This window comes from Pseudomonas sp. B13(2017), from assembly GCF_002113245.1.
GTDB lineage: Bacteria > Pseudomonadota > Gammaproteobacteria > Pseudomonadales > Pseudomonadaceae > Aquipseudomonas > Aquipseudomonas putida_Z.
Map to the genome: position 1 here is coordinate 87,392 of NZ_NEJX01000013.1, position 14,239 is coordinate 101,630.

General features: G+C 62.3%; 12 protein-coding genes. 10 read left to right on the forward strand and 2 right to left on the reverse strand.

Annotated elements, in window-relative coordinates:
• The first annotated feature begins 138 nt into the window (after positions 1–138).
• The 10 genes from CAG44_RS17490 to CAG44_RS17535 all read left to right on the forward strand — a co-directional run bounded on the left by CAG44_RS17490 (position 139) and on the right by CAG44_RS17535 (position 11,697).
• Positions 139–1,758, forward strand: a complete 1,620-nt coding sequence (locus CAG44_RS17490) for a GMC family oxidoreductase (protein ID WP_085692616.1) — start codon at positions 139–141, stop codon at positions 1,756–1,758.
• A 20-nt stretch (positions 1,759–1,778) separates the two neighbouring features.
• Positions 1,779–3,257 carry an aldehyde dehydrogenase gene (locus CAG44_RS17495; RefSeq protein ID WP_085692617.1) on the forward strand — a complete coding sequence of 493 codons (1,479 nt, stop codon included), beginning with the start codon at positions 1,779–1,781 and terminating at the stop codon, positions 3,255–3,257.
• A gap of 178 nt (positions 3,258–3,435) precedes the next feature.
• A complete protein-coding gene (locus CAG44_RS17500; RefSeq protein ID WP_025339139.1) occupies positions 3,436–4,581 on the forward strand; it encodes an acyl-CoA dehydrogenase family protein in 1,146 nt (381 codons plus the stop codon).
• Between the two features lie 33 nt (positions 4,582–4,614).
• Positions 4,615–5,112: a MaoC/PaaZ C-terminal domain-containing protein gene (locus CAG44_RS17505; protein WP_025339140.1), complete on the forward strand. Its 498-nt coding sequence runs from the start codon at positions 4,615–4,617 to the stop codon at positions 5,110–5,112.
• A 5-nt stretch (positions 5,113–5,117) separates the two neighbouring features.
• On the forward strand, positions 5,118–6,476 hold the full coding sequence (locus CAG44_RS17510) for an acyclic terpene utilization AtuA family protein (protein WP_085589720.1): 1,359 nt from the start codon (positions 5,118–5,120) through the stop codon (positions 6,474–6,476).
• 1 nt (position 6,477) lies between these two features.
• Positions 6,478–6,819, forward strand: a complete 342-nt coding sequence (locus CAG44_RS17515) for a hypothetical protein (protein ID WP_025339142.1) — start codon at positions 6,478–6,480, stop codon at positions 6,817–6,819.
• A gap of 12 nt (positions 6,820–6,831) precedes the next feature.
• The gene (locus tag CAG44_RS17520; protein WP_085692618.1) at positions 6,832–8,013 is read left to right on the forward strand and encodes a lipid-transfer protein; all 1,182 of its coding nucleotides are present in this window, start codon (positions 6,832–6,834) and stop codon (positions 8,011–8,013) included.
• Positions 8,014–8,107: 94 nt separating this feature from the next.
• Entirely contained in the window at positions 8,108–9,322 is a 1,215-nt protein-coding gene (locus CAG44_RS17525) for a CaiB/BaiF CoA-transferase family protein (protein ID WP_085692619.1), read from the forward strand.
• A 14-nt stretch (positions 9,323–9,336) separates the two neighbouring features.
• A complete protein-coding gene (locus CAG44_RS17530) occupies positions 9,337–10,494 on the forward strand; it encodes a CaiB/BaiF CoA-transferase family protein (protein ID WP_085692620.1) in 1,158 nt (385 codons plus the stop codon).
• A gap of 45 nt (positions 10,495–10,539) precedes the next feature.
• Positions 10,540–11,697 carry a CaiB/BaiF CoA-transferase family protein gene (locus tag CAG44_RS17535; protein WP_085692621.1) on the forward strand — a complete coding sequence of 386 codons (1,158 nt, stop codon included), beginning with the start codon at positions 10,540–10,542 and terminating at the stop codon, positions 11,695–11,697.
• 215 nt (positions 11,698–11,912) lie between these two features.
• Here CAG44_RS17535 and CAG44_RS17540 read toward each other — a convergent pair whose 3' ends face one another.
• Positions 11,913–13,064, reverse strand: a complete 1,152-nt coding sequence (locus CAG44_RS17540; RefSeq protein ID WP_085692622.1) for an NADH-dependent flavin oxidoreductase — start codon at positions 13,062–13,064, stop codon at positions 11,913–11,915.
• Between the two features lie 141 nt (positions 13,065–13,205).
• The gene (locus tag CAG44_RS17545) at positions 13,206–14,156 is read right to left on the reverse strand and encodes a LysR family transcriptional regulator (protein ID WP_085692623.1); all 951 of its coding nucleotides are present in this window, start codon (positions 14,154–14,156) and stop codon (positions 13,206–13,208) included.
• Positions 14,157–14,239 lie beyond the last annotated feature (83 nt).

A 14,239-nucleotide genomic window follows, 5' to 3' on the forward strand; every position in this document is an offset into this window, starting at 1 on the left:
AAGCCCAGCCGCTTACGACGCCTGAACCAGGTTTGATAGGGTGCAGATTCAATAAGCACAACAAAAACCACGGAGGGGACATGATTCCGTTCGCGAAATTGCATGTCCATCTGACCGCCCCGCAGACAGAGGCGTGCGATGGAAAACTATGACTATATCGTCGTCGGTGCCGGCTCCTCTGGTTGCGTGGTGGCGAGCCGTCTCAGCGAGGACCCGCACGCCCGCGTTCTATTGATAGAAGCGGGTGGCAGCATGGACGACTTCTGGGTCAATACACCTGCGGGCATGGCCAAGCTCTTTGGCAGCGAGCGTTTCAACTGGCGCTTCAAGACCGCACCCGTGCCCACCCTCGACGGGCGCCAGGTGCAATGGGATCGGGGCAAAGGCCTAGGTGGCAGCAGCGCCATCAACGGCATGATCTACATGCGCGGCCAGCCCGAGGACTACGATCATTGGGCGCAACTGGGCAATCAGGGCTGGGGCTGGGACGATGTGCTGCCCTACTTCAAGCGCTCGGAAAACAACGTACGCGGCGCCAACGCCTTTCATGGCGACCAAGGCCCATTGTGCGTGACAGACCCGGTCGAGATTCACCCAGCGGCGCACGACTTCATTACCGCCTGCGTCAATAGCGGCATCGAACGCTCCAACGACCTGAACGCCCCGCCATACCCTGCCGTCGGGGTTCGCCAGTACACGATCAGAAAAGGTCAACGCCACTCGGCATATAAAGCTTTTCTCGAACCCGTGCTCCATCGCCCCAACCTCGAAACCCTGACCAACGCGCAGGTCACCCAGGTGCTGTTCGACGGCGACGAGGCCTCGGGTGTTGAAGTCGTGCTTAACACTCAACGTCGCGCCATCGGGGCTACGCGCGAGGTGATCCTGTGCGCCGGCGCCCTCGCCTCCCCCCAATTGCTCATGCTCTCGGGGATCGGTGACGCGGCGCAGTTACAGCGCCACGGCATCGCTGTGCGACGGCACCTGCCGGGAGTGGGACGTAATCTCCAGGACCACTGGTATGCCTCGCTTGCCTGGCGCTGCACGCCTGGCAGTTCGGTCAATCACCGTCTGAGCGGTCTGCGCAAGTACCTGGAGGGCGCGCGCTACGTGCTCACACACAGTGGCTACCTTGCCCTGGGCGCCGCCCCCGTGACGGCGTACGCCAGAAGCGAGCCGGGCGAACGGGTCGACCTGCAGCTTTCCCTAAACCCTATGAGTTTTTCGGCCACCGCATCGGGCGAGGTCGCCGCCGACAGCTATCCAGGCCTGTCCGCCTCGGTGCTGCTGCTATCGCCTCGCTCGCGCGGCTATCTGGAGCTGGCGAGCGCCGACCCGCTGGACGCTCCCCTCCTTCACCCCAACTACTTCAGCGATGAAAGCGACATACGTCGGCACATAGCCGGGCTGCGCCAGCTGCGCCAGATCCTGCAGACGCCGCCGCTTGCACAACGGGTGGTCGAGGAAGTCAAGCCCGGCCCGCAGTGTACGAGCGACGATGAATTGTTCGACTACATCAAGCGATTCGGCGGCACAGGCTGGCACCCGGTAGGCACCTGCAAGATGGGCAACGACAGCGATGCCGTGGTCGACGCCCAGCTACGGGTGAACGGCCTTCGCCGGCTACGGGTGATCGATGCCTCGATCATGCCGGTCATTCCCACGGGAAACACCAATGCCCCCTGCATCATGATCGGCGAAAAGGGTGCGGACATGATCCGCGCCGACGCGCTCACCGCCCGTACTTTGGCAGCCTGACACTTCAAGGACCCCTCGTCATGACTAACCCAGGTCAGACCCTTAACATCCCCCATGCCGATTGCCTGTTCATCGGAGGGCAATGGGTCAAACCCGCCACAGTGGACACCTTCGCGGTGCTCAACTGCGCCACCGAAGAAACCGTCGCCCACGTGGCCAAGGCCCAGGAGGCCGACGTGGCCGCCGCCGTGCAGGCTGCCCGCCAGGCATTCGACCACGGCCCCTGGCCGCGCATGAGCCCCGCCGAACGTGCCGGCTACCTGGAAAAGATCGCCCAGCGCCTGGAGACACTAAATGACGAGTTCGCCCGTATTTGGACGGTCGAGTCCGGCATCCTCTACCGCATCGCCCAACCTCGCGTAGGCCAATACCTCAGTGGTGCTTTCCGTCAGTATGCGGCAATGGCCGACACCTACCCGTTCATCAAGCCAATCACCTCCACCAGCGGTCACCGGGGTTATGCCGTGCAGGAGCCCGTGGGGGTAGCGCTGGCCATCGTGCCGTGGAACGGCCCGGCGGGGCTGATCGCCTACAAGGTTGCGCCCGCGTTGCTGGCCGGTTGCACGGTCATCATCAAGAATTCCCCTGAGGCCCCCTGCTCCGGCTACTTGTTCGCGCAGGTTTGTCAGGAAGTCGGCCTGCCACCTGGAGTGGTAAATATGGTGACGGCCGACCGCGACGTGTCGGAGACACTGGTCAGCAATCCCGGCGTGGACAAGATCACCTTCACAGGCTCCACCGCTGCTGGCCGGCGCATCGGCGCGGTAGCATCCGAGCGCGTGGCGCGGGTCACCTTGGAACTGGGCGGTAAATCGCCCGCCGTGGTGCTTGACGACTACGACATAGAGACCGCCGCCAAGGCACTGGGTACGCCGTATTTCAGCTACCTGACAGGACAGGTGTGCGCGAGCTTGACGCGGATCATCGTGCCGCGCAGCAAGCACGACGCGATGGTCGAAGCCCTGGTGAGCGCCGCGCGCGAAGCGGTGCCGGGCGATCCATTCGATGCCGGTACCACCATGGGGCCCTTGGCCTCTTCGCGCCAGCGCAACAGCGTGGAGCGCATGGTGGCCCAGAGCATTGCCGACGGAGCCAAACTGGCGACCGGCGGCATCAGACCGAAGCATCTGCGACGTGGATTTTTTTTCGAGCCCACAGTGTTCGCTCATGTCGATAATCGCTCCTTCGCGGCCCGACATGAATTCTTCGGGCCGGTTCTGTCGGTCATTGCAGCCGACAACGAGCAGCACGCAATCGACATGGCCAACGACACCATCTTCGGCCTAAATGCCACGGTGTTCACTCAAGATTCTGAGCGGGCCATGCGCGTGGCACGGCAGCTGCGCGCGGGTACGGTCGGCCACAATGCATCACGTTATGACTTCGCGATCGGTTTCGGCGGTTTCAAGCAGTCAGGCATTGGCCGTGAGGGCGGCGAAGGTGGGCTCGAAGCCTTCCTGGAATCCAAGGCCGTGGTGCTCGATCTACCTGCGTCTTGACTCCCTCCGTACAAGCTCTGTCGCCCCGCCCACGGGGCGACAGGCCGCTATTCGCTTTGCATGGCGAGCGCCACTTCAATCTTCTCGAAATCCGACTTCAAAATTCGCAACTTGGTTTGCCAGGCCCTGCGGCCTAGCTTACGGGGTGTCTACTCAACAACATAAAAGGACCCCGGCCATGGCCAACTTCCTCGACCAATCGCAACAGATGTGGCTCGACAGCGTGAACCGTTTCATGGACAACGAAATCACCGTCGAATACATCCGCAAATGCGACCAGAACCGCGACTACCCTTATGAGGCCTACGAGAAGATTGCCCAGCAGGGCTGGCTGGGTCTGCTGTTCTCCGAAGAGGAAGGCGGCGCTGGCGGCAGCATCTTCGACTACGTGCTGATGTCCGAAGGTCTGGGTAAATACGGCTTCGACTTCGCCGCCGCCATCCTGGTACCGACTTTCACCGCGATGAACATCGCCAAATATGGCACCCAGGCGCAGCGAGACAAATACATCCAGCCCTTCATCGAAGGTAAGATCCGCTTCTCGGTGTCGATGACCGAGCCCGACGCAGGTTCGGACGTGTTCGCCACCAAGACCCACGCGCGCCGTAACGACAACGGCGACTGGGTCATCAACGGCGCGAAGATGTTCTGCTCCGGTGCACAGGCCGACAACACCGTCATCGCAATGCTCGTGCGCACTGACATGAAGGATAAACACGGCGGCCTGACCATGCTGCTCATCCCGAACGACACCCCAGGCATGGTTATCAACAAGCTGCCTACCCTGTCTCGCCATGCGACCGGCACTACCGAGATTTTCCTCGATGACGTCATCGTCCCCGGGGATGCGATTCTGGGTGTCGAAGGCCAGGGACACGAGATCATCCTCAATCACCTGGAGCTTGAGCGGTGTGCCGTTGCCGGCGCCTACACCGGCAACGCGCAGGAAGCGGTGAACAACGCCAACCGCTACGCACACCAGCGCACCCAGTTCGGCCAGCCGATCTTCAACTTCCAGGTGCTCAAGCACATGCTGGCCGAGAACCAGACCCGCGTCGATGCGGCCCGCCTGCTGGTCTACCGCGCTGCTGCGCTCAAGTCCGAGGGCCTGCCCGCGCCGAAAGAGACCTCCATGGCCAAGCTGTACGCCTCCGAAACCCTCAAGCAGTGCGCACTCGACGGCATGCAGATTCTCGGCGGTTTCGCCAACCTGCCCGAAGCGGACATGGAGCGCTACCTGCGCGAAAGCGTGCAATGCACCATCGGTGGCGGCACCTCGCAGATCCAGCGAACCATCATCGCCAAGTCCATGCGCCTGAACTAACGCCGTAGTCAGTCACCAACCAAGGAAACAGCCATGAGTCTGATCAACAACCAGATCAACCAGACCTTCGACGAACTGGAAGAAGGCCAGGTGTTCGCCTCCGGTGGCCGCACCATCACCGAAACCGATGTGGTGAACTACTGTGCACTGACCGGCAACTGGATCGCGATCCATTCCAACACCGTCTATTCGTCCAAGACCCGTTTCGGCAAGCGCCTGGTGCAAGGTGCCCTCACCTATTCCATCGCCACCGGCCTGGTGCAGTTCGGCCTGGGCTTCCAGGCCAACTACGGCATCGACAACATGCGCTTCCTCAAGCCTGTGCTGATCGATGACACCGTCTACGCTCGCGCCACCGTGATCGGCAAGAAGGTCAAGGATGACAAGTACGGTGTGATCAAATTCCTGATGCAGGTGCTGAACCAAGACGGCGATGTTGTCCAACAGGGCGAATGGAGCCTGCTGATGTTGCGCAAACGCGAAGACCTCGACGCCTTGGTCGCCTCCACTCTGCCAGCACCGAAGGGCTGATTGCCATGAAGACCATTCGTATCGGCTCCGGAAGCGGGTTCTGGGGTGACAACCTCGACCCCGCGATCGAGATCGCCAAGCACGGTAACGTGCAGTACCTGGCCTACGACTTCCTCGGCGAGCCGACCATTCCGCTGCTGCAGAAAATGCGCCAGAAGAACCCGGAACACGGCTTCGTGCCGGCCATCCGCGCCGTGGTGCGCGGTGTGCTGCCGATCTGCCTGGACAAAGGCATCAAAATCCTCACCAATGCCGGCGCGGCCAACCCCCAGGCCTGCGCCGACACCATCCTGGCCGCAGCCAGAGAGGTGGGCATCACCCGACTCAAAGTGGGTATCGTTACCACCAACGACATCCAGCACAAGGTTGAGGAACTGCTCGACAAGGGCGTGCGCTTCACCAACCTGGATACGGGCGACAATGACTTGGGCCAGGTTCGCGAACGCATCGTCGGCTCGTACGTGTACTCCGGAGCCTATGGCTACGTGGAAGCGCTGCAAGCAGGTTGCGACATCATCATCTCCGACCGTGCGACGGATGATGCCGCCATCCTGGCGCCGTTGGTCCACGAGTTCGGCTGGAAATGGGACGACTGGGACAGGCTGGCCATCGGCATCACTGCCGGCCACCTGATCGAGTGCGGCGCAGCCTGCTCTGGTGGTATCACCAGCCTCTGGAAAGAAGTGCCCGAGCCTTGGAACATCGGCTACCCCATCGCCGAGGTCAACGAAGAAGGCGAGTTGTTCATCACCAAGGTGGACGGTACCGGCGGCCTGGTCAACAAGGTCACGCTCACCGAGCACCTGCTCTACGAAGTGCACGACCCAGGCAACTACCTGATGCCCGAAGTCGTCACCGACTTCACCAACGTGCAGATGGAAGAAGTCGCCAAGGACCGCGTGAAGGTCTGGGGCGCCCGCGGCAAGCCTGCGCCGGCCACGCTCAAGGCGGGTATTGCCTACACCGACGGCTACATCGGCGAGGTGGAGTCTTCCGTGACCTGGCCCGACGCCGTGGCCAAGGCACGGCGCTCGTTCGAGATCATCAAGAAGCGCTTCGAGATGGTCGACCTCAAGGCCGAGGAAGTGCGCTTCGACATGATCGGCGTCGACTCCTGCCACTGGTCGGCCTCTCCTGAGCCTGATGAGGACATCAACGAAGTGCGCATCCGCGTGGCTGCCAAGTGCGCCAACCGCGCCGAAGCCAGCAAAGTCGCCCGTGAGTGCGTGATGCTGATGGGCACTGGCCCTATCGGTTCCACCGGCCAGCTGAACACGCCCGCCCCGCGCGAGGTGTTCGCCCTTTGGCCCACGCTGATCGCACGCGAACAAGTCGTGCAGAACGTCGAGATTCGGGAGCTTTGACATGGCCAAGTTGCAACTGAAAGATCTGGTATATGCCCGCTCCGGGGACAAGGGCGACATCAGCAACATCGCCGTCATCGCCAAGGAGCCGCGCTTCTACCCCTTGCTGCAAAAGCACCTGACTGCAGAACGGGTCAAGGCCTTCTTCGGTGAAATGTCCAAGGGCCCCGTGGAGCGCTATGAAGTGCGCACCCTGCACGCGATGAACTTCGTGCTGCGCAATTCGCTCGGCGGCGGCGCCACGCGCAGTCTGCGCATCGACTTCACCGGCAAGACCATGTGCCAGGCTATCCTGCGCATCGTCCTGGATGTCGATGAAAGCGACCTGCACCTGATGCACTAAAGGAGAGCCGACATGGGCAATAAAGCCAGAATCATTGGCGTGAACATGGTCAAGTTCGCCAAGCCTGGGGCGCATGAGCCCTACGAAATCATGGGCGCCAAGGCCATTCAGGGTGCGCTGGAAGACGCCGGCATCCGCTACGACCAGGTGCAGCAGGCCTTCGCCGGCTACGTCTATGGCGACAGCACCTGCGGCCAGCGTGTGGCCTACGGCGTAGGCATGACCGGCATCCCAGTGTTCAACCTGAACAACTACTGCGCCTCGGGTTCCTCAGCGCTGTTCCTGGCGCGGCAAGCGGTTGAGGCCGGCATTGTCGACTGCGCGCTGGCCTTCGGTTTCGAAGAGATGAAGCCCGGTGCACTGGGCAGCGCCTTCACTGATCGCACATCCCCCGTAGGCTGGATCCATGAGCGTCGGGAACAATTGGCGCCGCAACTGCCAGAAGAGCCACCTCGCGCCATCAAGGCCTTCGGCGCGGCCGGGTGGGAATACATCAATCGCTTTGGAGCCAATCCGGACATTTTTGCCAAGGTGGCCGTGAAGTCGCGTAACCATGCGATCAACAACCCCTACTCGCTGTTCAACAAGCCGTTGACCGTCGAGGAGGTGATGGAAGCGACACCGATGTATCCTTATCTGACCCGCCTGATGGCCTGCCCACCGACCTGTGGTGCCGCGGCAGCCATCGTATGCAGCGAAGCGTTCGCGGCCAGGCATGGCATAACCAACGCTGTCGAGATCGTGGCGCAATCGATGACCACCGATACCGAGGCCACCAAACTTGACCTGCTGAACCTGGTGGGGGCTGACATGACCCGCCGAGCTGCCCAACAAGTTTACGAGTCAGCCGGTATCGGGCCAGAGGACGTCAACGTCGTGGAGTTGCACGACTGCTTTACGCCCAATGAGGTCATCAGCTACGAAGGGCTGGGCTTGTGCCCGGAGGGCGGCGCTGAGCGGTTCATCGTCGATGGGGACAACACCTATGGCGGCAAGTACGTCATCAACCCGTCCGGCGGCTTGATGTCCAAGGGCCACCCACTCGGCGCGACGGGCTTGGCCCAATGCACCGAACTGGTCTGGCACCTGCGTGGCCAGGCAGGTAGCCGTCAAGTGGAGAACGCTCGCATCGCCCTGCAGCACAACATCGGTCTGGGTGGCGCCTGCGTAGTGACGATGTACCGGCGTACCTGACGATGCCCGACCGGGCCCGGCCATCGGGTCGCGCCCGGTCTCAGGGCTACGGCTAACGCTTTGATATCCAATAACAACAATCGGAGTAAGCGACATGGCAGGACCACTTGCCGGGGTACGGGTACTTGACCTGACCTCGAACTTCATGGGCCCCTATGCCTCGCTGCTAATGGCAGACATGGGCGCGGACATCTGCAAGATTGAGGCGCCCGGTGGTGATCCTACGCGAGGCGTCGGGCCCTGCCGCAACTCGGGCATGAGCGCGATCTTCCTGCACCTGAACCGCAACAAGCGCAGTGCTGTGCTGGACCTCAAGCACCCGCAGGCGGCGCAGGCACTCCAGCAGATGCTGGCATCGGCCGACGTGGTGTTACACAGCCTGCGTCCCAAGGCCATGGCCAAACTCGGGCTGACCTACGACGATGTCAGGAAGATCAACCCACGCATCATTTACTGTGGCGCCTTTGGCTTTGGACAGAATGGCCCATATGCTGACCGCCCTGCCTACGACGACCTTATCCAGGCAGCCGTGGGCATGCCCGTACTTCAAGCACGCAAAGCTGGCCCACCCTCCTATGTCGCCACCGCCATCGCTGACCGAATCGTCGGCATGGCAACTTGCAATGCGGTGGCGATGGCGCTCTATTACCGCGAAAAGACTGGGCACGGACAATCGGTGGAAGTGCCCATGTTCGAAACCTTCGCCCATTTCGTGCTGGGCGATCACCTCTACGGCCATACCTTCGAACCACCCATCGGCGACTGGGGTTACGCCCGCATGATGAGCGCCGAACGCCGCCCGTATCAGACGCAGGATGGTTACCTGGGCGTGAATATCTACACCGACCGCCACTGGCAGCGCTTCTTCCTCGCCGTCGGCCGCCCCGACATGGCCGACGACCCGCGTTACGGCACGATCTTCGGCCGCACGGAAAATATCGGCTATCTCTACAAGTTCCTGGCCGACACCTTCGAGACCAAGACGACGGCACAATGGCTGAGCATCCTCACCGAAGCCGACATTCCCGTCATCGAGATGAACACCCCCGAAACACTGCTGCATGACCCGCACATGGAAGCCGTCAACTTCTTCCAGGTGCAACAACACCCGAGCGAAGGCATGTTGCGTATGCTGGGTATCCCGCAACAGTGGAGCGAGAGCCAACCCGAGCAGCGCTACCCCGCTCCGCGCCTGGGCGAGCACACGGTGCAATTGCTGACCGAGTATGGCCTGACGACAGAACAGGCCCAGCAGGTGGTGCTGTCCGGTGGTGCCGTGCAAGCCTCCATCGACACCGCCAGCGCGTGAGCAAGGAGCCCCCAATGCAAAATGATCCCCGAGCTGACCTGCCCCTGGCTGGCATTACCGTGGTCGAACTGGGTGACAGCGCTTCTGCTCCATTCGCCGGCCACATCCTCGCTGGTTTGGGTGCGCAGGTCTGGAAGGTGGAGCGCCCGGCCGGCGACTCTTCCCGCGGTTGGGGGCCTAGTCAATGGAAAGGCAGCGGCGCCGCGTTCCACGCCATCAACCGCGGCAAGCGCTCCATCTGCCTGGACATCAAGGATCCGGTGCAACTGGCCACGCTGCATGACCTCATCGAGGGCCATGCCGATGTCTTCCTGCACAACCTGCGCCCAGGCAGCGCCGAGCAGTACCACCTAGACCCCGAGAACCTGCGCCAGCGCAAGCCTGAACTGGTAGTGTGCGAAGTCGGTGCCTATGGGCATCTGGGCCCCTTGAGCAAGCTGCCCGGGTACGACCCGTTGATGCAGGCTTTTTCCGGCATCATGACGCTCACCGGCGAGGACGGCCAGGCTCCTGTGCGCGCCGGTGTTTCCATCTGCGATTTCGGCACCGGCATGTGGGCCGTGATCGGTATCGCCGCAGCCCTTGTGCGTCGTGAGCGCAAGCAGATCGGCGCGACCGTCAACAGTTCGCTGCTGGAAAGCGCGATCGCCTGGATGTCCATTGGCATCGCCAACTACGCCGCCGATGGCAACCCCGGTGGCCGACATGGTTCGGGCGTGGCCTTCATAGTGCCGCACCGTGCCTACGAGGCGGCAGACGGCCATGCCATCATCAGTGCGGCCAACGACACGCTGTTTGCCCGCCTGTGCGATGCCCTGGGTCATCCCGAATGGGCCACCGACCCCAGGTTCGCCACCAATGCCGGGCGCATCGCCAACCGCAAGGCGATCGACGGGCTGATCGGCGAGCGCATGAAACAGCACACGCGCGATCACTGGCAGAAACACTTCGATGTCCTCGGCCTGCCCTGTGCCTCGGTGCAAACCACCGAAGAGCTCTACGCCCATGAGCAAACCCGTGCCTTGGGTATCCTGGGCAGAACGAGCGAGGACGAGATCGAGTTGGTGGGCATGCCCCTTTCGTTCGACCGCCAGCGTCCACCCGCCCTGGCCTCGGCCCCCGAAATCGGCCAGGACAACGCACGTCTACACCAGTTGCTGCAAGGTGCCTGATTAATGCGGGCACCCGCGCACCTTCATTCCTCATTGGACGGATTCATGAACAAGCAAGCTCAAGGCCCGTTGAAGGGTGTCAAGATCGTCGAAGTAGGTGGCATCGGCCCGGCCCCGTTCTGCTGCATGCTGCTGGCCGACCTGGGCGCGGAGGTAGTGCGCATCGACCGGCCTGCGGGTCATGATGGCGGCGCCCCTATCGATGCCCGTTTCGACCTACTCAATCGTAGCCGGCGCAGCGTGCAGATGAACCTCAAGCAGCCCGAGGCAGTGGCCGCGGTGCTGCGCATGGTGGAACAGGCCGACGTGCTGGTCGAAGGCTTTCGCCCTGGTGTGATGGAGCGCCTGGGGCTGGGCCCCGAGGTCTGCCTGAGTGCCAACCCTCGCCTGGTCTACGGCCGCATGACCGGCTGGGGCCAGGACGGCCCGCTGGCCCAGGCGCCGGGGCATGACGTCAACTACATCTCGCTGACCGGTGCCCTGCACGCCATGGGTCGCGCTGGCGAGGCGCCGGCGATTCCGCTGAACCTGGTGGGCGACTTCGGCGGTGGCTCGCTCTACCTTGCATTGGGCATCCTCAGTGCTCTGCTCGAGGCGCGGACCTCAGGCCAGGGCCAGGTGGTGGATGCGGCCATGGTTGATGGCGCCGCTTCGTTGATGACCCTGGTCTATGGCTTCCATGCCGCGGGGTACTGGAAGGATGAGCGCGGCACCAACCGGCTCGACTCCGGCGCCCCCTGGTACAACGTCTATGAAACACAGGACGGCAAGCACGTCAGCATCGCCGCCAACGAAGGGCGCTTCTACCGCGAAGCCCTGGGCGTGCTGGGCCTGAAGGAACAGGATCTGCCAGCGCAGCACGACCAGGCCGGCTGGCCGCTGATGAAGCAGCGCTTCGCCGAGGTATTCAAGACCCGTGCGCGTGATGAATGGACGGCGCTGGCCGCGGGTACCCAGTCCTGCATCGTGCCGGTGCTGTCACTGGCCGAAGCCCCGCAGCACACCCACGTACAGCAACGCGGCAGCTTCGTGGAAGTTGATGGTGTGCTCCAGCCTGCACCGGCACCACGCTTTAGCCGTACCCCCGGCGCTATCCAGAACCCACCACCACACCCTGGCCAGGATGCAGACGCAGTGCTGGCCGACTGGGGCTTCTCGCCGCAGGAGCAACAGTGCCTACGCACGGCAGGCGCCGTGCTCTAGTCAAACCTACCTGGGCCGCCCTGCGGCCCTTCGCGGCTAAACCCGCTCCTGCAGGCCAGGTGTTACCCACGACATACGCCGCCACTGCAGGAGCGGGTTTAGCCGCGAGGGGCTGCCAACTCAACTGATTCGAGAACGTAACGCCATCATTCCTGCTTCAGAGGTATGACGCCATACGCCTATCTGCATGGCGAAGGCGCGAACGACAACGTCGATCAAGCAACAGTCTCAGCCTTCTTACGCACCGGAATCCATCCTGGCGCCGCCTCCACAGCTCGCAACAGGCCAGCGGGAATAGACAACACCGCGCGCTTTTCCAGATCCAGTTCCTGGCGAATTTGCGCAACGCAGCCCGACTGTGCCAATCCCACCCAGTCAGCGTTCATTACCAGCCCCTTGCCTACACCTGCAAGCGACAGCCCCAGATCAAGCGCGGCCTGGGCCTGCTTGGGTGTGCGCAGCATGCCTGCCGCAAGTATCGGCACGCGCTTGTCGACGTGAGCGATGACCTGCTCCACGGTGAGACGGGAGTCCGCGCCCAGTGGGCGCGCGCCCAGAACGTCATTGAGCGAGACATGCAAATAGTCGATGCCTTCGGCAATCAGCCCATCCACCAGCGCGCAGATGTCCGGCACTCGATAGCCACCATCCTCGCGTTCCTCGGGTGAGATGCGGTAGCCCAATACAAACGGCCCCTTGGCGTACGCGGCAATCACCCGCTTCGCCTCTCGCACCACAGCCAGCGCGAAGCGCATGCGATTTTCCGGTGAGCCACCCCATTCGTCATCGCGCAGGTTATAGCGTGGCGAGAAGAAGTTCTGCAGCAAGAAACCGTGCGCACCATGCAGCTCTATCCCATCGAACCCGGCTTCGATGGCCCGGCGGGTAGCTTCGCCGAAGGCATGCACCATCTCAAAAATCTCGTCACGGGATAAAGCTCGGGGTGTCACATCGCCCCGGTTGAAGGGACCAGCCAGTGCATTGACGGCACTGGCACTCACCAGCTCACCTCCTGGTACTGCCTCCACCACCGCCTTGTTGCCCGCATGGAAGATTTGCAGGACCGCCGCAGCGCCGCCACTCTTGGCGGCCTCAGCCAGCCGTTGCAAGCTGGGAATGAAGCGGTCGTCGTAGGCGGCGAACTCGTCGGTGAAACCGATGCCGTTCTCCGTCACATGCGTGCACCCCGTGATGACCATGCCCACGCCCTGGGCGCGGCGGTGGTAATAGTCCACCTCCGCATCCGAGAGGGTGCCATCTGGGTTGGCTGACCAAGTGGTCATGGGCGCCATCACTACACGGTTGCGCAGCGTCAAGCCGCTATGGAGGACGAAAGGTTGGAACAAGGTGGTGTGTTCAGAAGTCATTTGAAAACCTTGGCGCAACGCAGGCGCCCCAAAAGAAAGTCACAAGACCTCCAATTTGAGGCCAAAGCGGCCGCATGCCAAGATTGCCAATCTACACAACAGTATTCAGTCTAGATTGACAATGTGGCGCGAGAACGCCGCTCAGCGCACCCGTTTCTTCTTGGAAAGCGGCTGTCGCAGGGCTGCCATGCCCTCGCGCTTCTCGACCAGAAAGTCAATCAAAGCACGCACCTTGGCGGGCATCTGCGCGCGGGTCGGCGCATAGATATAGAAACCCGCGAAGGGCTTGCACCAGGGCTGCAGTACACGTACCAGCGCGCCCGATTCCAAATGTCGCTGCACGGCAATGTCGATGTGCTGGATAAGGCCTACGTTCTGCAATGCGGCGCGGATCATGCCGTCATCATCGTTCGTGATGACGCTGCCCTGCGGCTCTACTGTAAAGGCATGCCCGTCTTCTCCCGGCGCAGTGAACTCCCATGGCAGGATCGCACCACCCGGCATCCGAAACCGCAGGCAGTTGTGCTGCGCCAGATCGGCGGGGGTGGACGGTTGCCCATGGCGCATGAAATAGGCGGGCGTGCCCACCACCGCCATCTCCAGCGCCGGCGTGATCGGCACGGCCACCATGTGCTCGGCCAGGCTCTCGCCCACGCGGATGCCCGCATCGCAGCCGTCGGCCACGATGTTGGCTAGCGCATCGTCGGCAACCAGCTCCAGTTGGAGTTTGGGGTAGCGAGAGCAGAATTCCTCCAGATGCGGCTCCAGCAGGGTTTTGGCCGCCACGCGGGAGGTATTCACCCGCACCAGGCCCGAAGGCTCATCACGTGCGTCATGCATGGTGCGCACTGTGCGCTCCACCGCAATCAGCGCCGGATACCACACTTCATAGAGCCGTTGGCCTTCCTCGGTCAGCGACATGTCCCGCGTCGTGCGGTACAGCAGCTTGACGTTCAGGCGCCGTTCCAGCGCCTTCACGTTCTGCGACAGATTGGCCCGTGAGACGCCCATTTCCGCCGCGGCCTTGGTGAAGCTACGGTGGTGGGCGACGTGCGCGAACCAGGCCAGGGAAGGAAGTAATGACGGATCCATGCGGCACTCATTGTAAATTTGAAAATACAACTGTAGTACAGATTGATGGCTATGACGAATCAATCATCCAGCCTAAAGTGGCT

What these genes read in the sequence shown, in the direction of transcription:
- CAG44_RS17490 (WP_085692616.1), top strand. Translation starts at nt 139, where the DNA reads ATGGAAAACTATGACTATATCGTCGTCGGTGCCGGCTCCTCTGGTTGC.
- CAG44_RS17495 (WP_085692617.1), top strand. Translation starts at nt 1,779, where the DNA reads ATGACTAACCCAGGTCAGACCCTTAACATCCCCCATGCCGATTGCCTG.
- CAG44_RS17500 (WP_025339139.1), top strand. Translation starts at nt 3,436, where the DNA reads ATGGCCAACTTCCTCGACCAATCGCAACAGATGTGGCTCGACAGCGTG.
- CAG44_RS17505 (WP_025339140.1), top strand. Translation starts at nt 4,615, where the DNA reads ATGAGTCTGATCAACAACCAGATCAACCAGACCTTCGACGAACTGGAA.
- CAG44_RS17510 (WP_085589720.1), top strand. Translation starts at nt 5,118, where the DNA reads ATGAAGACCATTCGTATCGGCTCCGGAAGCGGGTTCTGGGGTGACAAC.
- CAG44_RS17515 (WP_025339142.1), top strand. Translation starts at nt 6,478, where the DNA reads ATGGCCAAGTTGCAACTGAAAGATCTGGTATATGCCCGCTCCGGGGAC.
- CAG44_RS17520 (WP_085692618.1), top strand. Translation starts at nt 6,832, where the DNA reads ATGGGCAATAAAGCCAGAATCATTGGCGTGAACATGGTCAAGTTCGCC.
- CAG44_RS17525 (WP_085692619.1), top strand. Translation starts at nt 8,108, where the DNA reads ATGGCAGGACCACTTGCCGGGGTACGGGTACTTGACCTGACCTCGAAC.
- CAG44_RS17530 (WP_085692620.1), top strand. Translation starts at nt 9,337, where the DNA reads ATGCAAAATGATCCCCGAGCTGACCTGCCCCTGGCTGGCATTACCGTG.
- CAG44_RS17535 (WP_085692621.1), top strand. Translation starts at nt 10,540, where the DNA reads ATGAACAAGCAAGCTCAAGGCCCGTTGAAGGGTGTCAAGATCGTCGAA.
- CAG44_RS17540 (WP_085692622.1), bottom strand. Translation starts at nt 13,064, where the DNA reads ATGACTTCTGAACACACCACCTTGTTCCAACCTTTCGTCCTCCATAGC.
- CAG44_RS17545 (WP_085692623.1), bottom strand. Translation starts at nt 14,156, where the DNA reads ATGGATCCGTCATTACTTCCTTCCCTGGCCTGGTTCGCGCACGTCGCC.